The organism is Saccharopolyspora sp. NPDC002686 (assembly GCF_040295745.1).
Classification (GTDB): Bacteria; Actinomycetota; Actinomycetes; order Mycobacteriales; family Pseudonocardiaceae; genus Saccharopolyspora; species Saccharopolyspora oryzae.
Genome location: NZ_JBEOVY010000129.1, coordinates 1 through 19272 on the forward strand (window position 1 = coordinate 1; position 19272 = coordinate 19272).

At 68.8% G+C, this 19272-nt stretch carries 20 protein-coding genes; 8 read left to right on the forward strand and 12 right to left on the reverse strand.

Annotation, left to right across the window (positions count from 1 at the left end; all coding sequences use genetic code 11):
* Position 1: 1 nt before the first annotated feature.
* Complete coding sequence (locus ABTZ89_RS18600; protein ID WP_502949562.1) at positions 2-721, forward strand: universal stress protein; 720 nt, start codon at positions 2-4, stop codon at positions 719-721.
* A 5-nt stretch (positions 722-726) separates the two neighbouring features.
* Here ABTZ89_RS18600 and ABTZ89_RS18605 read toward each other — a convergent pair whose 3' ends face one another.
* Positions 727-1605, reverse strand: coding sequence for a universal stress protein (locus tag ABTZ89_RS18605; protein ID WP_270947729.1), 879 nt, complete (start codon positions 1603-1605; stop codon positions 727-729).
* A 166-nt stretch (positions 1606-1771) separates the two neighbouring features.
* Between ABTZ89_RS18605 and ABTZ89_RS18610 the strand changes: the two genes are divergently transcribed.
* Positions 1772-2767, forward strand: a complete 996-nt coding sequence (locus ABTZ89_RS18610) for an Acg family FMN-binding oxidoreductase (RefSeq protein WP_270947730.1) — start codon at positions 1772-1774, stop codon at positions 2765-2767.
* 6 nt (positions 2768-2773) lie between these two features.
* Here the strand turns inward: ABTZ89_RS18610 and ABTZ89_RS18615 are convergent, their stop codons facing one another.
* The 6 genes from ABTZ89_RS18615 to ABTZ89_RS18640 all read right to left on the reverse strand — a co-directional run bounded on the left by ABTZ89_RS18615 (position 2774) and on the right by ABTZ89_RS18640 (position 8069).
* Positions 2774-4108, reverse strand: a complete 1335-nt coding sequence (locus tag ABTZ89_RS18615) for a nicotinate phosphoribosyltransferase (protein WP_270947731.1) — start codon at positions 4106-4108, stop codon at positions 2774-2776.
* Positions 4105-4977, reverse strand: coding sequence for a universal stress protein (locus ABTZ89_RS18620; protein WP_351046203.1), 873 nt, complete (start codon positions 4975-4977; stop codon positions 4105-4107). The genes ABTZ89_RS18615 and ABTZ89_RS18620 overlap by 4 nt, the downstream gene beginning before the upstream one ends.
* 31 nt (positions 4978-5008) lie before the next feature.
* Entirely contained in the window at positions 5009-5938 is a 930-nt protein-coding gene (locus tag ABTZ89_RS18625; RefSeq protein ID WP_351046206.1) for a nitroreductase family protein, read from the reverse strand.
* Positions 5935-6354: a CBS domain-containing protein gene (locus ABTZ89_RS18630; RefSeq protein WP_351046209.1), complete on the reverse strand. Its 420-nt coding sequence runs from the start codon at positions 6352-6354 to the stop codon at positions 5935-5937. The genes ABTZ89_RS18625 and ABTZ89_RS18630 overlap by 4 nt, the downstream gene beginning before the upstream one ends.
* Before the next feature lie 77 nt (positions 6355-6431).
* Positions 6432-7250 (reverse strand): polyphosphate kinase 2, encoded by an 819-nt coding sequence (gene ppk2 / locus ABTZ89_RS18635; RefSeq protein WP_270947735.1) that lies wholly within the window; start codon positions 7248-7250, stop codon positions 6432-6434.
* Positions 7251-7262: 12 nt separating this feature from the next.
* Positions 7263-8069, reverse strand: a complete 807-nt coding sequence (locus ABTZ89_RS18640) for a universal stress protein (RefSeq protein ID WP_351046212.1) — start codon at positions 8067-8069, stop codon at positions 7263-7265.
* 517 nt (positions 8070-8586) lie between these two features.
* Here ABTZ89_RS18640 and ABTZ89_RS18645 point away from each other — a divergent pair.
* Positions 8587-8910: a hypothetical protein gene (locus ABTZ89_RS18645; protein WP_270947737.1), complete on the forward strand. Its 324-nt coding sequence runs from the start codon at positions 8587-8589 to the stop codon at positions 8908-8910.
* On the opposite strand, the gene ABTZ89_RS18650 is transcribed toward ABTZ89_RS18645, so the two are convergent.
* On the reverse strand, positions 8885-10087 hold the full coding sequence (locus ABTZ89_RS18650; RefSeq protein WP_351046216.1) for a hypothetical protein: 1203 nt from the start codon (positions 10085-10087) through the stop codon (positions 8885-8887). The two genes, ABTZ89_RS18645 and ABTZ89_RS18650, sit on opposite strands and share 26 nt — an antisense overlap.
* A 538-nt stretch (positions 10088-10625) precedes the next feature.
* Here ABTZ89_RS18650 and ABTZ89_RS18655 point away from each other — a divergent pair.
* Positions 10626-11357, forward strand: coding sequence for a hypothetical protein (locus ABTZ89_RS18655; RefSeq protein ID WP_351046219.1), 732 nt, complete (start codon positions 10626-10628; stop codon positions 11355-11357).
* 13 nt (positions 11358-11370) lie between these two features.
* On the opposite strand, the gene ABTZ89_RS18660 is transcribed toward ABTZ89_RS18655, so the two are convergent.
* From ABTZ89_RS18660 to ABTZ89_RS18675, 4 genes are all read right to left on the reverse strand, one after another.
* Positions 11371-13587 carry a tetratricopeptide repeat protein gene (locus ABTZ89_RS18660; protein WP_351046221.1) on the reverse strand — a complete coding sequence of 739 codons (2217 nt, stop codon included), beginning with the start codon at positions 13585-13587 and terminating at the stop codon, positions 11371-11373.
* Between the two features lie 166 nt (positions 13588-13753).
* A complete protein-coding gene (locus ABTZ89_RS18665) occupies positions 13754-14386 on the reverse strand; it encodes a DUF6879 family protein (RefSeq protein WP_351046224.1) in 633 nt (210 codons plus the stop codon).
* Positions 14379-14648, reverse strand: coding sequence for a hypothetical protein (locus ABTZ89_RS18670; RefSeq protein WP_270947742.1), 270 nt, complete (start codon positions 14646-14648; stop codon positions 14379-14381). Before ABTZ89_RS18670 ends, ABTZ89_RS18665 begins: the two co-directional genes overlap by 8 nt.
* 218 nt (positions 14649-14866) lie before the next feature.
* On the reverse strand, positions 14867-15589 hold the full coding sequence (locus ABTZ89_RS18675) for a spermidine synthase family protein (protein ID WP_351046227.1): 723 nt from the start codon (positions 15587-15589) through the stop codon (positions 14867-14869).
* Positions 15590-15822: 233 nt separating this feature from the next.
* Here ABTZ89_RS18675 and ABTZ89_RS18680 point away from each other — a divergent pair, with 233 nt between their 5' ends.
* The 4 genes from ABTZ89_RS18680 to ABTZ89_RS18695 form a co-directional block, all read left to right on the forward strand.
* On the forward strand, positions 15823-16293 hold the full coding sequence (locus ABTZ89_RS18680) for a carboxymuconolactone decarboxylase family protein (protein WP_351046230.1): 471 nt from the start codon (positions 15823-15825) through the stop codon (positions 16291-16293).
* Between the two features lie 114 nt (positions 16294-16407).
* Entirely contained in the window at positions 16408-17331 is a 924-nt protein-coding gene (locus tag ABTZ89_RS18685; protein WP_270947745.1) for an RNA polymerase sigma-70 factor, read from the forward strand.
* Between the two features lie 154 nt (positions 17332-17485).
* Complete coding sequence (locus tag ABTZ89_RS18690) at positions 17486-18547, forward strand: WD40 repeat domain-containing protein (RefSeq protein WP_351046233.1); 1062 nt, start codon at positions 17486-17488, stop codon at positions 18545-18547.
* A 196-nt stretch (positions 18548-18743) separates the two neighbouring features.
* Positions 18744-19272, forward strand: a 529-nt coding sequence (locus ABTZ89_RS18695; protein ID WP_502949563.1) for a thiamine pyrophosphate-dependent enzyme, incomplete at its 3' end; no start/stop codon positions are given.

Genomic DNA, 19272 nt, shown 5'->3' on the forward strand with positions numbered 1-19272 from the left:
CGTGATCGCCAACGACGACCCGGTGCGCGCGGAGCACGCCGAGGACGCCGTGCGCCGGACCGAGGCGAAGTGCCGCACCAACCACCCGGGCTTGGAAGTGACCTCGGAAGTCGTGACCGGACACCCGGTGGAGGTGCTGTTGCGCCAAAGCTCCGCAGCACAGCTCATGGTTCTGGGAGCCCGTGGGCTGGGTGGTTTCGCCGACGCGCTGCTGGGAGGGGTCAGCCTCGGCGTCGCCACCCGCGCGTCCTGCCCGGTCGTCGTCGTGCGCAAGGACGTCCCGGTGACCGTCGGCCCGGTGGTGGTCGGTGTGGACAGCTCGTCGTGCGGCCGCGTCGCGCTGGAATTCGCCTTCGCCGCCGCGGCCCGGCTCGGGGCGGATCTGGTCGCGCTGCAGGCGTGGCACGAGGAAAGCCTGCTCGCCGCGCCGCTCTCACCGACCGACCGCGACGAAGTGGAGCGCAACATCCGCCTGTCGCTGAACCGCGAAACCGCGCACCTCCGCGAAGAACACCCGGAAGTCGCGATCCGCGAAGTCGTGCAGCACGGGCACCCGGTGGCAGCGCTGACCAACGCCGCCCGCGACGCGCGCTTGCTCGTCGTGGGGCACCGCGGCGGCGGTGGTTTCGACGGGCTGTTCCTCGGTTCGGTGGCGGCGGGCGTGCTGCACCACGCTCCGTGCCCGGTGGCGATCGTCCGCAATGCAGCAGCGGATTCCTGAAGCGCTCACCCGGCGTGCACGACCGCGACCGGGCACCGGGCCCGGTTGACGACCGCGTGGCTCACCGAGCCCAGCAGCACGCGGCGGACGAACCCCCTGCCGTGGCTGCCCACGACCACCAGCGCCGCATCCTGCCCTTCCCGGAGCAGGGCATCAGCAGGCTTCTCCGGGCTCACCGCGCGCCGCACCTTCACGTCGGGGTAGTGCTCGCGCCACCCGGCCAGACATGAGGCGAGCACCTCCATGGCTTCCTCGCGAATCTCGCTCCACGGCAGCTCCCAGTGCTCCACCCGCGCGAACGGATCCAACGGCAGATCGCTCCACGCGTGCACCGCGACCAGGACGTTTCCGTGCCGCGAGGCGAAGTCGTAGGCGAACCCGATGGCCTCGCGGCTCGCCGCCGACCCGTCCACACCCACCACGACGGGCTGGGAATCCGGCTGCGCGCGCACGCCTCGGACCACCACCACGGGAGCCCCAGTCCGGCGGGTCAACAGCTCCGCCGACGTCGAGCCCAGCACCCCCATCTCCACCTCGATGCGCGGGCCGCCCAGCACCAGCAGTTCGGCACCACCGGCCAGCTCCGCCAACGTCTCGGCCGGATCCCCGAACCGCAGGTCGTCGCGCACCTCGAGGCCCGCGTCGATCTCCCTGCAGTCGGCGACCAGCTCGCCGAGCTCCCGCCGCAGCAGGTCCTGCAACGGCTCCAGCACATCGCCCTCGCCCGGCACGACGATCGGAACGTGGTCCTCGAACGGCCAGGTCAGCACGTGCACCAGCTGCAACGGCAAGCGGCGGCCGGACGCCTCGCGGGCCGCCCACCGCACCGCGCGGCGGGACGATTCCGTCAGGTCGTACCCCACCACCACCGGTTTCCGGACCATCCCGAACACCCCCTCCCCCACACTGTCCAGGCTGCGCCGACAGCCCGGTGCCGGATCCAGAGCCCTTGGTCACCCGTGCAGCTCCAGCGGAGGTCGTTGGGCCCTCCCGGCACGCGTGCGCAACAGGCATGGTGACGACATGGAGCCCTCGGACCAGGATGTGCGGATGCCGGCGTTCCCCGCCGCTTTCGGTCTGACGTCCGGTCAGGTCGAGCAGGCGGTCCGGCTGGCCGGGATGGCACCGTCGCTGCACAACAGCCAGCCGTGGCGGTTCCGGATCATGCCGCACCTGATCGAGCTGCACGCGGACCCGAAGTACCGGCTGCCCGCAGCCGACCCCGAGGAGCGGGAGCTGCGGTTGGCGTGCGGGGCCGCCCTGTTCAACTTCCGGCTCGCCTTGGCGCAGGCGGGAATCCGGCCGCTGGTGACCTTGCTGCCGCACCTGCGCGCCGCTACCGCGCTGGCGGAGATCCGCAGCGGCGGGCACGAGGAGCCGCGACCCGCCGACGTCCAGCTGTGCGAAGCGATCCCCCGGCGGCACAGCCACCGGCAACCGTTCCGGAACACCCCGGTCTCGGCTGAGGACAAGCACCTGCTCGTCCGCGCCGCGCAGGGCGAGCACACCTGGTTGCACGTGATGCGGGCGGACCAGCTGGACGTGCTCGAAGGGCTGGTGCACCGGGCCAACCGCGCGCAGATGGCCGACGAGCGGTTCCGGGCCGAGCTGGCGACGTGGGTCGGTCGCGGCGATGACAGCGCCGAAGGCGTGCCGCTGTCGGCAGCCGGGCCCAAGCCCGAACCCCAGGACCAGTGGGTGCACCGCGATTTCACCGGCGGGCTGACCGCGCGCGAGCCGGGGACGAAGTTCGAATCGCACCCGCTGCTGGTGCTGCTGTGCAGCCGCACCGGCGGTCCGGAAGCCGAGCTGCGGTCCGGGCAGGCCCTGCAGCGGTTGTGGTTGACCGCGACCGCACGAGGACTGGCCGCTTCGATGATCTCGCAGGTCCTCGAAGTGCCGGAAACCCGCCAGTCGGTCCAAGAACTGCTGGGCGAGCAGGCCGCACCGCAGGCACTGCTGCGGATCGGGCACGGGGCCGCCACTGCTGCCTCGCCCCGGCGCGAACCCGCCGACCTGCTCATCGACAGCGCTTCGGAGCGTTGACCACCGTCAAAGCACGCTGCTGAGCCCGTACTTCGCCTTGAGCGAGCCCTGCACCTCCCCGGCGAGCCTCACCAGCGCCGGGGACCAGCGCACCTCGACGGGCGCGGGATCGGTGAGCGACCGGGCCGCTTCGGGCAGCCACCGCAGGTCGCGCTCGAACCGACCGCGAGCCGCCGAGACCGGCTCGGTCTCGCCCATCCGCTCACCACCGCGCATGACCGGGACGAGGAGCGGTTCGCGACCGGCCGGGGGATCTTCCGCGCGCAGGGCGAGCAGGTCGGGCTGGCCGGTCTCGCCGCGGTAGACCTGCTTGGCGGCGGGCGCGGTCCGCTTGCCCGCGGACAGCTTCATCACCGGAGATCCCTCGTACTCCACCAGTTTGAACGCGCTGTCCAGCGACGGCGCGTCCGCGGAAACGCCCATGCGGGTGCCGACACCGAACACGTCGATCGGCGCCGCCGCGAGGTCGGCCAACTCGTGTTCGTCCAGCCCGCCGCTGGCCATGATCCGGGCGTGCGTCATCCCCGCCTCGTCGAACATCCGGCGGGCTTCCACGGCCAGCGCACCGAGATCCCCGGAGTCCAACCGGATCCCGATGTCGCTGCCCGCGGGCAGTTCCCGGGCGACTTCGATCGCGGTGCGCACCCCGTGAGGGGTGTCGTAGGTGTCGACCAAGAACACCGCTGTGTCGGGGAAATCAGCCGCGAACGCGCGAAAAGCGGTGCGTTCGTCGGGGAATGCCTCGACGTAGGAGTGCGCCATCGTGCCTGCGGCCAGGATCCCGAACTCGCGTGCCGCCGCCACGTAGCTTGTGCCTGCGAACCCGGCGATGGCCGAAGCGCGCGCGACCGCCCGCGCCGCTTCCAGACCGTGCGTGCGCCGCGCGGCGAAGTCGATCAAATCCGCCTCCGGGGCGGCAAGGTGGCACCTCGCGGCTTTCGCCGCCACCGCCGTCTGGAACGTGGTGAAGTTCAGCAGCGCGGTCTCCACCAACTGCGCCTCCGGAAGTGGCGCGGTGACCTCCAGCAGCGGTTCATCGGCGAAGACCACCCGGCCTTCCGGGACCGCCCGCACGTCGCCGGTGAACCGCAGCCGCCCCAGCGCGGCCAGATCGGCCTCCGGCAGGCGCGTGACATCTCCCAGGTAGGCCAGCTCCGCGTCGTCGAAGTGCAGGTCCTGCAAGAAGTCCAGGCAGTCGGCCAGCCCCGCGGCCACCAGGAAACCCCGCTGGGGCGGCAGCTTCCGGGCGAACAGGCTGAACGTGGCCGGGCCGAGCATGCCCCGGCGCAGGTAGCTGGCCGCCATCCGGATCTCGTAGAGATCGGCGCACGAACCCGTCATGAGCTCGCCTCGCGCTCACCGCGGTTCCGGGGCTCGTCGGCCGCCCGCCCCTCGGGGAAGGCGAGGTCCTCGCCGTGGTGGGTTTCGCCGACGACGGCCACCGGGCAGTCCGCGTGGTGCAGGGTGCCGTGCGCGACGGTCCCGAACCCCAGCGCCGTGCTGCGGTGCCCGAGGACCAGCATCTGGGCCGAAGCGGACGCACGGCTCAGCTCGCCGGCGGGGTCGCCGTAGCGCACGTCGACGGCCAGCGGTACCGCCGGGTACTTGGTCGACCAATCGGCCAGGGACGCCGCCAGGTCATCGCGCATCTTGTCCACTGTGGATGGTGACGGGGGCTCGGGCTGCTGGTGCCGCCCGAGGATCGGCGGCCACACGTGCACCGCGAGCAGCGAGGTCTGCCGGATCACGGCCTCCGCGAAGGCGAACTGGACGGCACCGTCCTTCTCGGCACAACCCGCGACGCCGAGCACCACCGGGCCGAACGCGAAGCTGGTCCGGTGCCGCGGAACGACCACGACCGGGCAACTGGCCCGTTCCGCCACCGCCCGGCTCACCGAGCCGAGCAGCGTCTCGGCCACCGCGCCGCGGCCGCGCGAGCCCACGACCAGCAACTGCGCGTCGGCGGACTGCCGGATCAACGCGTCCGGGGCGAACCCGGCCAGCACCTCCTCGGTCACGTCCATGCCGGGGCGCGAGCGGCGGCACTCCTCGACGACGCTGCGCACCATCGCCCAGTCCGCCGAGGTCGCCGCGCCCGACGCAGCGACGACCCACAACGGCGCATCGCGCAGCACCGCTTCGGTCGCCGCCCACATCGCGGCGCTCACCGATTCCTCGGACCCGTCGATTCCCACGAGCACGCGTCGCATTCGCCCTCCCCGCCCGTCGGCCGCGCGGCCGTCACCGTCTGGCGGGACGCCCGACCCTCATCAGCACCTGCGGCGCCTCGGCGAACCCGAGCCCGGCCGCCAGCTCGGACCGCACTTCCGCCAGGTGCAGCGGTTGAGTCATCACGGAAGCGACCAGTCCGCGGCCGGTCGCCTCCAGCCACGCCTGTTCCACGGCCGCACCCGCGCGGACCTGGTCCACCGGGCCGTCGGTCTGAACGCCCACGACGAGCACCGCTTCCCGCTGCATGCGCGCCGCCAGCACGGACTCGTCGGGCAGGTGGGTGCGGCCGGTGGTCAGCCCCACCGCCGCCAACCCCCGCTCGCCGAACGCGTCGCGGCGCAGGCCGTCACCGGCCTCCGTCGTCCACGACGACAGCTCCCGCTGGTACTCGGCGTTGCCCCGGAAGACGCGTGCCGCGTAGGTCAGCAACCTCGCGACGGCCAGGGTCTCGTCCGCACCGGAGATCCAACGCCCGGTGACGCCGGGTGCCGCGACCGCCTCCAGCAGCGCATCCCGGGTGCTCTCCGGGAGCTCCGAGCCGTCGAAGGCCTCCCGGTAGCTCCGGCGTTCCAGGACCGCCTCGCTCCGGCGGCGCTCCACCTCGCTCGGCTCGGCGCGCCCGGTCGCGGTGACCGCGGCCAGCACCAAGCCCGCGTCGGAGCCGAGCTTCTCCTCGACGGCCCAGCCCAGACCGCGCACCGCCAGCACCAGGTTCGCCAACGCCGCGCCGCAGGAGATCCGGCGATCCCGGCCGCCGGGATCGTGCTGTGCCAGCAGGGTTGGGCGTTCGCGCAGCTCAGCGGTCCGGTCGCGCAGCTCGAGCGACCACGGGCGGCTGTTGTGCACCGAGGGCGCGTTGTGGACCGCACGGCTGATGACCGCCGACTCCTCCGCCGACCACCCGCGGTGTCCTCCGGCGTCGCCTGGAACAGCACTCATCTGCCTCCCCCTTCGACTTCCACCGGCGCTGCGCGGCCCTGCGCGATGCTCCGGACGAGGTCGACAGCGGTGAGCACTCCGCAGACGTGCCCGTCCCGCACCACCAGGACCGCGTCGGTGCGCGCATCGATCATGCGCTGCGCAGCCACTTCGATGCCGTCGGTCGCCTCCACCCTCGGACCGGGCACCACGCACAACGAGCCGATGGTCGCCACCGCCTTCGGGTACCGGGCGGCGATGCCCTGCAGCAGCTCGGCCGCGCTGACCAGCCCCACCACGTCGTCGTCGGCCACCACGGCGAGGTGGTGGACCTCCCGCGCGTACATCTCGTACAGCGCCGCCATCGCGTCCAGCTCGGGCCGAACGGCGACGACGGGGGTGCTCGCGAGGTCCGATGAGCTCGTTCGATCGATCATGTCCCACCTCGAAGGCCTCGCCTTGACCATCTCGCGCCCACCCCGGCCACGACCAGGGAAGTTGGTCACGAACGCGCTCAGAGCGAGGCGGCGTGGTCCGGGACGTAGCGGTACGTCTCGCGGGCCGGCCGCCGGTACCCGGTGGGAGGCGGTCGGGGCGGGAGCTCCAGCGCAGGGACCGGCACCTCCCGGAAGGGGATGCTCGACACCAGGTGCGCGATCATGTTGATCCGGGCGCGCCGCTTGTCCTCGCTCTCCACCAGGAACCACGGGGCCTCGGCGGTGTCGGTGGCGGCGAGCATCTGGTCCCTGGCCCGCGAGTACTCCTCCCACCGCACGACCGATTCCAGGTCCACCCGGGAGAGCTTCCACCGCCGCATCGGGTCCGCCACCCGCTTGTGCAGGCGCCGCTCCTGCTCGGCCTGGCTGATCGAGAACCAGTACTTGCGCAGCAGCATCCCGTCCTCGACGAGCATCCGCTCGAAGATCGGGCACTGCCGCAGGAACCGCTGGTGCTCCTCGTCGGTGCAGAAGCCCATCACGTGCTCGACGCCGGCGCGGTTGTACCAGCTGCGGTCGAACAGCACGATCTCACCGGCGGCCGGCAGCTCGGCGACGTACCGCTGGAAGTACCACTGGGTCCGCTCCCGCTCCGTCGGCACCGGCAGCGCGGCGATCCGCGCCACCCGCGGGTTGAGGTACTCCGCGACGCGCTTGACCGTGCTGCCCTTCCCCGCCGCGTCGCGCCCCTCGAAGAGCACGACCAGGCGCGCACCTTCCGCCCGAACCCACTCCTGCACCTTCACCAGTTCCGCTTGCAACCGGAACAGCTCGCGCTCGTAGCTGGCCCGCGGCAAGCGCTTCAGCTCCGCAGATCCACCACCGGCCGTGCTCATCCTCGTGCGCCCTCAAACCGCTGGATTCCTGGCGATGAGCACCGGGCACGGCGCTATGTGCAGCAAGGCTCGGCTGGTCGAACCGAGCAGCATCCCGGTCATGCCGCCCCGGCCCCGGCTGCCCACCACGATCAGCTGCGCCGCCTTGGCGTGCTCGACCAGGTACCGCACCGGCCGGTTGCGCTCGACGACCCGCCGCACCTCGACGTCCGGATGCTCCGCCTGCCACCCGGCCAGGCGTTCGGCGAGCACTTCCCGCTCGGACTCGGCGATGACGGCCCAAGCCCGGTCGTCGACCGCCGCCCAGGGCGCGGGCTCCACGTCCATCCACACGTGCACCGCGACCAGCGGAACCCGACGCGCGGCTGCCTCGGCGAAGGCCACGGCCACCGCCGCCTCCCCCACCCTGGACCCGTCGACTCCGAGCAGGATCGGCTTGCCCGGATCAGGCACCGGACCTCGCACGACGACCACCGGGCACTCCGCGCGCATCGCGACCGCATCAGCGGTGGACCCCACCGGCAACCCGGCGCTCCCCCCAACACCCCGGATCCCCACCGCGACCCGCCGAGCACTCGCGGACTCCTCGACGAGCACGGCTTGCGGAACCCCGCGCCGCACTTCCGGGATCACCTCGACATCAGCGGCCCCGGCCGCGACCCGGCAGGCCGCGGGCAGCGGATCCTCCCCCACCGAGCCGGATTCGACGTGGATCAACCGGAGCGGCACCCGGTGCAGCGCGGAATCCACCGCGGCCCACTGAACCGCGGCCAACGCGGAGTCCGAACCGTCCACTCCCACCACATTGGCCTCGCGCATGCACACCTCTCCCCGGCACGGCGCGAACGCACCAGCGCCCCCATCCACTCTTCGACGCCCCGCAGCACCGGTCCAGAGGCAATGGTCACCGGACAGCCCGTTGACCGGGTTCGGGTCACCTGCCGAGGCCCGTGGGAGTAGGTTGTTGCGAGCAACGCGGTGCGGTCGGGTCGTGCCTCCACCCGTACTCGGCTCCCGCCATGAACGGACCAACAGGCCAATGCGGTCGAACGAGGTTAGTTACGTGACGAGTGGCCAGCCGAGCTTGTTCCCGTCGAACGTCGGTGCGCCGACGGGCCTCGCTCCGACCCTCATCTCCTCCTCCGATGCGCAGAAGGCTGCCGAGCTGCTCGGCTGGGGGCAGTGTGTAGCGCCGCGGATGACGTTGCTCGGCGTTCAGGCATACCCCGTGGTCGAGATCAGCGAGCGAGCTCACGATCTTCGTCAACGGTCGGGGCAACCCCCAGTGCTCGACCACGATGTACTCGCGATGTGGCAATGGCCTGAAGCAGCGCCGATGCGCGCCCCCGAAGTCGTCAAGCTGTGCGGGGTGCTCAGCAGCGCTCGATCCTGGCGGTCGGCCCTGTCCGGAGCTTCCAGGCTGCGGGGGTTCTGCAGCACAGCGGTGATCGCGACGTCTCCCCTGGCCCAGGAAGAAGAATGCCAGCTCGAGTGCAAGCTCCAGGGTGTCGGCATGCTGGCCGCAGATTCCGGCGGGCAGCTGCGCGTGGTGGAACCGGCTCGGCGTGGGCGGAGCCCGCAGGCCCGGCGGCGAACGTTGGACCGGTGGGTCGAAGAGCTCGTCTACCAGGAGCTCATCCGCGCGGGAGCTCTTGCATAGCCCCCTCCGGCTCTAGGAACTCGGCACCCACGGCCCGCCAGGACTCCAAGAACCTGGGAATGGTCCAGTTGCCATTCACGCTTCTTCCGATGTCGAGGTGGTAGAAGCCCGCCACGCTGCACTGCTCGATCCAGCTGTTCCGGCGCTGGTTCGGAGTCAAGGAGGAGAACCGCAACCTCTCGTGGACGTTGATGAGGATCTCCAGCGAGTGGCTGTAGGCCGCAGCTTGCTTCTCTCCGCGGTCGAGGATCGTCGCGAAGTGGTCCATCATCCGCCCGTTGCACGTGTGGCAGTCGCACTCCCACCGTTCCACCTGGTCAGGAGTGAGCTGCACCGCGGTGGCCACCTTGTCCGCCCCCACGTAGGAAAGGCAGTGCTCGATCAGCACCGAAACCTGCGCAGGACGAAATCGGCCGTTCTCGTTCGAGACGGGGTAGAGGTGGCGAAGCCCTGACGTCGTTCCCGCGGCTGCCGCCAGCGCACCGAAGCACAACGCCCCCACAGCCGAGACATCACTGCGCAGCAGGAGCACCGGGCTTCCGGACGCCAGCAATGTCAGCAAGCCGCGCAGAACTTTCTGCACGCCGAGCGGGTCGCCCGGGTGCTCCAGCACGAGCGCGACCGCAACACCCGATGTCCGGATCTCTTCCTCGAGCAGGGTCAACCAGGCGCGCTCCCCCAACCAGCTCCTGTGCAGCGGCAAGCAAGCGATGACAGCTTCACCCAGCTCTCGGGAACGCGCCAGTATGCTGCGCAACCCGGTCACGTCACCTTCGCCGACATAACCGGAGTCGGTGAGCACCGGCAGGTCCAGCTTCCGCTGTGACAAGATCCACTGATTGTCGAACGGCTCACTGGCCGGATATCGCCCGTTGCCCTTGTAGCGGGCCGCATCGCACAACAGCGGTTTCTCGAACCCGTGTTTCCGGAGAGCACGAGCGGCCACCGGCGCATCGGAACCCGTGAGAACGAGCCCCGCCCCGCGCCTGTCTGCAACAAGACTGGATGCTTCCCGGGCTTCGGCCGTGTCGCACTGGATCAGCAGCGTGTCTCGGAAGGCGTCCATCCAGTTGGACTTCTCGGTCGAGATGGCTGCGCCGGCCCGCTCGTCCAGCAGCGGTAAGCGTTGCGGAGAAGTCGTGGAATCCTGCGCCGATCCTCCATCCGTGCCCGACATGGATCCCCTCCCACAGTCACGCTGCAGGGCGCCCCCGCAAGAAGACCGCCGATGGCTGCCACGCTTCTCGCTGCACGGAGACCTGCGGAAACCCAGAACTCGCCGCGCCAGCCTTCAGCCGACCAGGACGAACCGCCAAGCTTCCATCTCCGCATCTGACCGCAGAGTACCGGTTATCCACAACGCAATCCGGTGTTGAATCTGGGAAATCCCAGCCACAGCCCGACAAGGATCTCGGGATGAAAACGCCGTCTTCCCAGCTAGACGAACGGATCAGAACTCGAGCGCCCAGCGCTGTAGCCGCCAACGCGACAGGCAGGAAGAAACCCCATAACGCCCGTTCGGCCTAGAACCGAACTGCATTTCAACCAAGTCCCGCAACACGAGCGTCAGCGCTGTTCCCTCCGCTCGTCAGCGACAACATCCGCACCAAACCCTTGAAAGATCTGCTTGACTCGAATGGCCGAACTTCACGCGAACTGGTTGAGACCGTCCTCCATGACCTCCAAGCTGGGCTGCTGTCAGCTCATGCGTGTCAGTGCGGGAAGGAGACGCGTGGCGGGTCGTCGAATCGGCGGCGGGCGGAGGTTCGGATCCAGGTCCGCGCAAGGGAAATACCGCAAGCCTCGTCGTTGCCGGCACGCTCGCTTTCGCTGTCGCGTCGGGAAGCGGCGCGCTGAGCACAGGCTCGGCCGTCACAGCGGAGTCTGCGGCCGGTGAATCGGCGGTGGGTGAACCGGCGAATGCGGTGACGCGGAACACCGGGTCACGAAATCTCAAGGCGCGCAAGACAGATGCCAAGCGATCGGTTCGCCGGGGACAGGCGGAAGACGCATGGCGACGAATGGGATTGCGCAGGTTGCGGCAGTCCGACAAGGTTCCGGCCGCCGATTGCATTGCGCACTCGTTCGGGGAGGTCCGTGAGTTTCTGGCCCGCACTCCGTGCAGATCGCTGGACAGGATCGTCTTCGCCGTCGGCGATGATCAGGGAAACGCAGCGGTCGTTTCCGTGGCATGGGTCCAGTTCCGCAATCGCAGTACGGTTCGGAAGTTTCAACGCCTGGAGGATCGCCACGGCACGGGCGACATCAAGGCGTTGGGCAGTTCTCTTCTCGCGATGAGAGATATCGAGTTCACCGGCCACCACTACAGCACAGAACCGAGGGGAACCACCCTCACTATCGCGGAAGCTGAAACGATCTCCGGTACCTACAGCGCCGACGACCTCGACGCCATTGCCGAAGTCGCAGCCTTGCTCCCCCGGCCGTGACAGCGACTGCCTCTCACATGAGGCGCTGAAGGCGATTTCGCAGCGCGACGGATCGCGGGTCGCCGAACTCAGCCAGGGAGCCAAAAGCCTCCCGCGCATGTTGCTCGCAAGTTCTGCTATCGGCTCCAGCGCCGATGAGCGCGTTCGTCAAGTGGAAAAGCGACACTGCGATCCTCCACCGGTGACCGGTTTGCCGGTTCAGCGAGACAGCGCGCCGATGGAAGTTCACGGCTTCCTCCGGCTGCCCGAGTTCCTGGTAGGTTTTGCCCGCCTCGTCGAGCGCCTGCGCTTCCCTGCCCCGGTCGCCGAGCCGTTGCTGGATCGTCGCAGCACGTTGGCACGGCACGAGTGCGTCTCCGAGCTTTCCAGAAGCACGTTGGACACGGCAGTATTCCAGGAGCCAGTGCGCCTCGGCTGCCTCGTTTCCGTGATCCCGAGCCAAACCGAGCGCGCGATCGATGTTCTCCGCAGCCCGATCAGTCCTGCCCTGTTCACGTTCCAGCCGGCTGGTCAGGTAGTGCGCGTTGCCCTCGCCCGCGTAGTCCCGTTCCCGCCGGAGGATCTCCAATGCCGCACCCAGCAGGTCCGACGCTGCACCGTATTCGGTCAGTTCGAGGCACACTTCAGCAAGATTGCCCAGCACGAGTGCCCGCCAGTACGCGTTCTTGGGTTGTGTCAGCAGCGCAAGCGCATCGCTGAACGTCAAACGGGCATCGGCTAGTTTCCAGCGTCTCAGGTGCAGCAGGCCCAAGCCGTTGAGTGCGATCGCCTCTCCCAGTGAATCGCCGAGTTCTCGCCGGAGGGACAGCGTTGCGACGTGGTACTCCTCGGCCTCGTCGGGTCGCTGCGACTGCGTGTAGGCCATGGCTAGGCTGTCGAGCAGCTCGACCTCACCTGCCTTCTCACCCGCAGCCCGCGCCGAGGCCAGGCCAACGTGTCCCGTCGACAGCCAGTCCCCGAACGGGTTGAAGTTCATGTACACGCCGCGCAGCGTCGCTGGCAGCTGCCACGCGATCCGATGCAGTCCTGCTTCGGCCGCTGCGGAGGTCGCCGCCACGAGGTTCGACCGTTCTGCTTCGTACCAGCGCAAAGCATCATCGGCATTCGCCAGCACGGGGAGATCGATGTCAGGTACCTGCCCCAGCGGCATCTGCGGCTCGTGCGGACTGAGCAGCGCACGCACCCGGTCAGCGGTGAACAAATACCAGTCCAGTGCCCGCCGAAGTGCTTCCGCGCGAGCTTCAGCGGTTTCTTCCTGCCTGGCCTGTTCAGTCGCGTAGCTCCTCAGCAGATCGTGCACCTGATAGCGATCATGGGCGATCTGCTCCACGAGGTGAGCATCAGCGAGCACCTCGAGCCTCTGCCGTGCTTGGCTGAACGTCATGGCGGCCAAAGCTGCTGCGGAGGAGACGCTGAACTCAGGTGCCGGATGCACTCCCAGCAGTCTGAACAGCGCAGCAGCATCCTCGGGCAAGGCTCTGTAGGACCAGGCGAAAACACTGCGGACAGCATCTGCCTCGTCCTCGTCATCGGTCGACAGAGCATCCCACAGCCCCGACTCATCACGGAGATCCTCGATCAGCTCATGCATCGCCATGCGCGGGCGCCGCGCAGCCCGCTCCGCAGCGATCCGCAACGCCAGAGGCAAACGGGCGCAAAGTCCGGCCAACTCGGTCAGCTCGGCCTCGGAAACCGCGGGCCGGTATTCCGCTGTGATACCACGCAGCAACGCCACGGCCTCGTCTTCTGCCAGCACACCAAGAGTCACGCGGTGCGCTCCTTCGCGAAAAACCAGCCCTGACAAGTGATTCCGACTTGTCACGACAACCAGGCACCCCGCTGTTCCAGGAAGCAGCGGACGCACCTGACCAGCAGTGGCGGCATTGTCCAAAATGATCAACACTTGCCGCCCCGCCAGCAAGGACCGGTACAGCGCAGCCCTGTCGTCCAGTTCCGGCGGAATCTCACCAGCCGGGACTCCCAGGGCCCGCAAGAACCGATCGAGCACCTGCTCCGCAGTGGCCCGCGGCCCGGGATCATAACCGCGGAGATTCGCGTACAACTGACCATCGGGGAACTGCCCACTCACCTGATGCGCCCAGTGCAAAGCCAGCGACGTCTTGCCGACCCCAGCTGTCCCAGCGATCACGCACACGGCCACCACCAGCGGTTCCGCGGAATTCCCGGCCAAAGCTCTGTCGAGCCGACGCAACTCCTCCGTGCGATTCACGAACGTACGCACATCGGCGGGGAGTTGCCGCGGTCTGATCTGACCAGGTCTCGACGCAGCACCGTGGAAATGAACCCCGCCATGCACGCTGCCGGCTTGAACGACATCGCCTGCCGAACCGGACAGCTCTGACGACGTACGACCAGGCTGTTCGTCCTCACCACCGCTAGCGGCTCTGGCAGACATCTGAGAACTCCAGAACAGGAGGTGGCAGCGCAACGACCTCTCGCTGGAAGAACCGACCGATATCCTCGCCCCGGTGAAAGAGTTCTCGGAAAATCTTCTTGCAGCGCAATGCGACTGCTTCATCCTCGTACCGGACCGCACCGGCCAGCACGCCACCATCGGTGTAGACGATCTCGTAAACCGTTCCCTGACCAACCGTCAGGATTTCCGGTAGCGGTGCCTCGCTTTCGAGCGAGGCCACCTGATCAGAACCGACGACGCGGATCTGCTCCCCGCACTCGGCGCGGACAACCAGACTGTGCAACTCCCACTGGAGATATGGCGTCAGCGGTGCTTCAACGACCCTTATCCGAAGAAGCTCCACACCGAGCTGATCAGCCTCCCGGACCTCTTCGGCGAACTCGTCCCGCTGACTCTCCACGATCCGGAGCGACTCGCGCCAACCGTGCTCGACCAGGGCATCCCAGCTGGGATTTCCAGGTTCGCGAAAGCTCTGCCGACGCTCCAGCTTCCACGATGCGTACCCGCCGGACGCAGCGAATCTCGTACCGAAATCACGCTGGTACTCAGACAGGCCGAGCCGCACACCCAGCCCTGAAGCCCCCTCAAGCATCCGGAATATCTTCCTTCGCCGCTACGACCATGTTGCGCGGGAGCACAACAAGCCGCTCATCCTCGGCGATCGTCACGCCCTCAGGCAATCGTGACGCATAAGACGACGTCAGATCACGCCCTATGAACGCCACATCACCGTTGTCGAGCTCCCAGATGTCAGGGCATCCGGTACGCCCGGTCGTGTCCCCGAGCTCCGCCGCCGACTTGCCCAACCTGCGCGAGAACGACGCGGACGAATCCGCCTCCCATGGCCTGCTCACAGCCACACCCCCACATCTCGATCCCGAGATCAAGAGTTCAACTATATCGAACCCGCGCCTTCCGAACATGCCCTTACCGGGCGAAGCATCAACGGGAAATCCTGGGCACACGCCACTCGGCATTGCTCCGGTCAGCGTGAGGATTTCACCCTTTCAAGCGAAGGCGAACGCGACACAAGGAGCTGTTCACAGCAACCTCAGTCCTCGCGCAGAGCTGGTCAGGGCGCGGGGAGTCGGGCGACGTAGACCGTGTTGGCGGAGCTTCCGCCGCCGTAGGGGTTGTCGAAGGGGACCACGTGGGCTTCTGCCGTTTCGAAGACCTCGGCGAGCGCTGCGGTGAAGTCCTCGTCCGGCGAGTCGTCCGACCACAGCGCGAACACCCCGCCCGGGTGGATGTGGCCGGCGAGGCGCCGGAGTCCTGCGGGCGTGTAGAAATCGGCGTGGCCGGAGTCCAGGGTGTGGCGCGGCGAGTGGTCGATGTCGACCAGGATCGCGTGGAACCGCCTTCCGGGTTCCTCCGGGTCGAACCCGGAATCCGCAGCGGCCATGGCGAAGAAATCACCCTCCACGAAGCGGTTCCGCGGGTCCGCGGTCAACGACTCGGCCAGCGGCAGCAAGCCGCGCTGATGCCATCCGATGACCTCGCCGAGCCTTTCGACGACGGTCGACGAGCGCACCCGCGGATCGTCGAGAACGGCGCGCGCGGTGCAACCGAGCCCGAGCCCACCGACCACGACGTCGAAATCGCCGCCGGACAGCTCGGCCAGGCCCAGCCGCGCGAGCTCCTCCTCGGCAACGGAGAACAGGCTCGACATCAGGTACTCGTCGTCGAGCTTGACCTCGTAGACGTCCACGTCGAGCAGCGGATCCCGCCGGCGGCGCAGGCTGATCACACCGATCGGCGTCTCCTGCCAATCGATCTCCTCGAACCGAACGCCCATCTCGCCCACTCCATCCCAGATCCACCCGCAACAGCGCCGGGTGCCGTTCAGCCGGCTCGCTCCGCCGGAACCGATCCCGGAAGCACATCACACCTGCGAGCCCCCGGCCGGAACCGGGCCGACACGCTCGCCCGCGCGGCGGGGAGACGCGGGTCACGTCCGGTGATGTCACAAGGCGTCCGGTCATCTCGTCTCGGGTGGTGTACGCACCGGATTCCGCGGAGGAGCACACCATGGACGCTCGACTCGACTACCTCTCCAGCCCGACCGCCGGGAAGATCATCAAGTACGTCATGTCGGCGGGCAAGGCGCTCAAGGAATCGCCGCTGCCGACCACGACCATGGAGCTCGTCGCGCTGCGGGTCAGCCAGATCAACGGCTGCGCCGTCTGCATCGACATGCACACCAAGGACGCCGCCGCAGCCGGGGAGAGCGCGGTGCGGTTGAACCTGGTCGCGGCGTGGCGGGAGGCCACCGTGTTCACCGGGCCCGAGCGCGCCGCGCTGGAGCTGGCGGAGGCGGGCACCCGCATCGCGGACGGAGCCGGGGTCAGCGACGAGGTGTGGGCTCGCGCCGCCGAGCACTACGACGAGGAGCAGCTGACCGCACTCGTCATCACGATCTCCTTCATGAGCATGGTGAACCGGCTGAACGTCATCACCCAGCAGCCCGCCGGTTCCTACGAACCCGGCCAGTTCCACTGACCGGCACGGCCAGCGGTCCGACTGCCGGCGGGCGTTGCCCGTCCCGCCGGCAGTGCGGATGATCAGCACCTGCCCCGGCGAGCGCGGCCGGGGCTTCGAGCGAACGGAGTCGTGGTGACCAAGGTCGAGGAATTCGAGGAGCTGCGACCGCTGCTGTTCTCGATCGCCTACCGGATCCTGGGCAGCGTGGGCGAAGCCGAGGACGCCGTGCAGGAGACGTGGCTGCGCTTCGACGCCTCGTCGACGAAGCCCACGTCGACCAAGGCGTTCCTGTCGGCCGCGGTCACCCGGATCTCGATCGACGTGCTGCGCTCCGCGCGGGTGCGGCGGGAGGAGTACGTCGGACCGTGGTTCCCTGAGCCGCTGCTCGACGAGCCGTACCAGGATCCGGGCCGGTCGGCGGAGCTGGCCGACTCGGTGTCGATGGCGGCGCTGCTGCTCCTGGAGCGGCTCAGCCCGCTGGAGCGAGCCGTGTTCGTGCTGCGGGAGGTGTTCGCCTTCGGGTTCGACGAGATCGCCGAGGCGGTCGGGCGGTCGGAGGCCGCGTGCCGACAACTGCTGGTGCGGGCACGGCGGCACATGCAGGACGGCCGACCGCGGTTCGCCGCGGACCGCAGGCAGCGGCAGGAACTGGCGGCGCGCTTCTTCGCCGCGCTGGAGAACGGCGACATCGACGAGCTGCAGGACCTGCTGGCCGCCGACGCGCAACTGGTCGGCGACGGCGGGGGGAAGACCCCGCAGCTGGCCCGGACCATCGTGAGCGCGGCGAAGGTGGCCCGGTTGCTGGGGACCGCCTTCCCCCTGCTCGCCCAGATCGACGTGACCTCCGAGCTGCACGAGATCAACGGCCAGCCCGGTGCCGTCTTCCGCGACCGGGACGGCAAGGTCCTCAACGCCATGGTCCTCGACGTGCTCGACGGCAAGATCCAGACCATCCGCAGCGTGAGCAACCCCGACAAGCTCGACCACATCGGGCCGGTCGCGGACGCGTGGGCGCTCGACCGGGAACTGCGGCAGACGCGCAGGCACTGGAGCTGACCCGGCACGACCTCCCCCGGCGCGGAACGGTTCTCGCTATGGTGCGGCAGTCCGCTGTTGATGTCGGGGGCTAGGACGTGGCGCCGCTGCACGCACGACGTTCTCGGCGCCGACGTGCCGGGCTCTCCGCTCTGGGAGGAGGTCTGGTTCCACCGTGGTCGATGAGCGGGCCAGCACGCCACCAGACACCCAGAGCCCGGCTCTTTTGCGAGTCCTCACCGGCCACACCGACTGGGTCGGATCCGTGGCGATCAGCCCCGATGGAACCTGGCTCGCCGGCGCTGGCGGAGACCACGCGGTGCGGCTCTGGAACACCGACGGAACCGAACGCACCATCCTCGCCGGACACACCGATTCGGTCTACACCGTGGCGATCAGCCCAGACGGAACTTGGCTAGCCACCGCCAGTTTCGACGGGACAGTGCGGCTCTGGAGCGCCAACGGCACCGAACGCGCCAGCTTCCCCGGCCGCACCGACCAGGTCCGGCCAGTGGCGATCAGCCCAGACAGCACCTGGCTCGCCACCACCGGCTCGGATCACGCCGTCCGGCTCTGGAACGCCGACGGCACCGAACGCGCCGTTCTCACCGGCCATACCGGGGCCGTGACGTCCGCGGCGATCAGCCCGGACGGAACCTGGCTGGCCACCACCAGCGAGGACGAGACAACGCGACTTTGGAACGCCGACGGAACTGAACGGGCCACCCTCCCCGACCACGCAGATCAGGTCGTCGGAGAGGTTGCGATCAGTCCTGACGGCACCTGGCTCGCCACCACCAGTTCCGACCAGACCGTCCGGCTCTGCAACGCCGACGGAACCGAACGCACCACCCTCACCGGCCACACCGGCTGGGTCGACTCCGTGGCGATCAGCCCCGACGGAACTTGGCTCGTCACCACCAGTTCCGACCAGACCGTCCGGCTCTGCAACGCCAACGGAACCGAACGCGCCGTCCTCACCGGCCATGCGGATCTGGTCGACTCCGTGGCCATCAGCCCAGACAGCACCTGGCTGGCCACCACCAGCAGGGACCGAACCGTCCGGCTCTGGAACACCGACGGCACCGAACGCGCCACCCTCACCGGCCACGCGGACTGGGTCGGGGAAGTGGCGATCAGCCCCGACGGAACCTGGCTCGCCACCGCCAGCGGAGACCACACGGTGCGACGCTGGAATGCTGAAACCCGGTCGTCGACACCGAGCGATGGGCGCTGATCGCTCCGATGGCCCGCCGTGGTCATCCATCGCGTTGTTCCGGGTCAGCCTTCGACTTCCGACCAGCAACGACGCGTCGAGGACTCCCGAACGGTGGTAGTCGCCGGTTATGCTCGGCGCGCCTGGGTCCGCCCTGGTTCGCGTCGACAGCATCGCCGCTGGTGAGCGGTGCTCGTGTTGGGAGGCTTGCCACATCATGACCCGTGCGGAATCCACTGCGACGACGTCGACCGAGTTCGGTGTGCTGCGGGAGATCGAGCAGAACGTGCTGTGGCTGTCGAGCGCGCTCGTGCACCACGCCAACCGCGTGCGGCCGAACCCGTCCGGCTTGAAGGTCGGCGGCCACCAGGCGTCGTGCGCGTCGATGGTGTCGATCATGACGGCGCTGTGGTTCCGCCACCTGCGCCGGCAGGACCGGGTTTCGGTGAAGCCGCACGCCTCCCCCGTCCTGCACGGCATCAACTACCTGCTGGGCGAGCTGGACGAGTCCTACTTGACGACGCTGCGCGAATTCGGCGGCCTGCAGAGCTATCCGAGCCGGACCAAGGACCCGGACCCCGTCGACTACTCGACGGGTTCGGTGGGAATCGGTGCCACCGCGACGATCTGGGGAGCGCTCGCCCGGCGTTACGTCGACAGCAACGTCGCTCCCGTCGACAGCGGTCGCCAGTACGCCCTCGTCGGCGACGCCGAACTGGACGAGGGGGCGGTGTGGGAGGCGATCC

Bases quoted from the DNA above. Each gene is read 5' to 3' on its own strand.
- ppk2 (WP_270947735.1), bottom strand. From the start codon at position 7,250: ATGAGCACGGCCGGTGGTGGATCTGCGGAGCTGAAGCGCTTGCCGCGG.
- ABTZ89_RS18680 (WP_351046230.1), top strand. From the start codon at position 15,823: ATGGACGCTCGACTCGACTACCTCTCCAGCCCGACCGCCGGGAAGATC.
- ABTZ89_RS18675 (WP_351046227.1), bottom strand. From the start codon at position 15,589: ATGGGCGTTCGGTTCGAGGAGATCGATTGGCAGGAGACGCCGATCGGT.
- ABTZ89_RS18610 (WP_270947730.1), top strand. From the start codon at position 1,772: ATGCCGGCGTTCCCCGCCGCTTTCGGTCTGACGTCCGGTCAGGTCGAG.
- ABTZ89_RS18640 (WP_351046212.1), bottom strand. From the start codon at position 8,069: ATGCGCGAGGCCAATGTGGTGGGAGTGGACGGTTCGGACTCCGCGTTG.
- ABTZ89_RS18605 (WP_270947729.1), bottom strand. From the start codon at position 1,605: ATGGTCCGGAAACCGGTGGTGGTGGGGTACGACCTGACGGAATCGTCC.
- ABTZ89_RS18665 (WP_351046224.1), bottom strand. From the start codon at position 14,386: ATGCTTGAGGGGGCTTCAGGGCTGGGTGTGCGGCTCGGCCTGTCTGAG.
- ABTZ89_RS18625 (WP_351046206.1), bottom strand. From the start codon at position 5,938: ATGAGTGCTGTTCCAGGCGACGCCGGAGGACACCGCGGGTGGTCGGCG.
- ABTZ89_RS18645 (WP_270947737.1), top strand. From the start codon at position 8,587: ATGCGCGCCCCCGAAGTCGTCAAGCTGTGCGGGGTGCTCAGCAGCGCT.
- ABTZ89_RS18615 (WP_270947731.1), bottom strand. From the start codon at position 4,108: ATGACGGGTTCGTGCGCCGATCTCTACGAGATCCGGATGGCGGCCAGC.
- ABTZ89_RS18630 (WP_351046209.1), bottom strand. From the start codon at position 6,354: ATGATCGATCGAACGAGCTCATCGGACCTCGCGAGCACCCCCGTCGTC.
- ABTZ89_RS18650 (WP_351046216.1), bottom strand. From the start codon at position 10,087: ATGTCGGGCACGGATGGAGGATCGGCGCAGGATTCCACGACTTCTCCG.
- ABTZ89_RS18620 (WP_351046203.1), bottom strand. From the start codon at position 4,977: ATGCGACGCGTGCTCGTGGGAATCGACGGGTCCGAGGAATCGGTGAGC.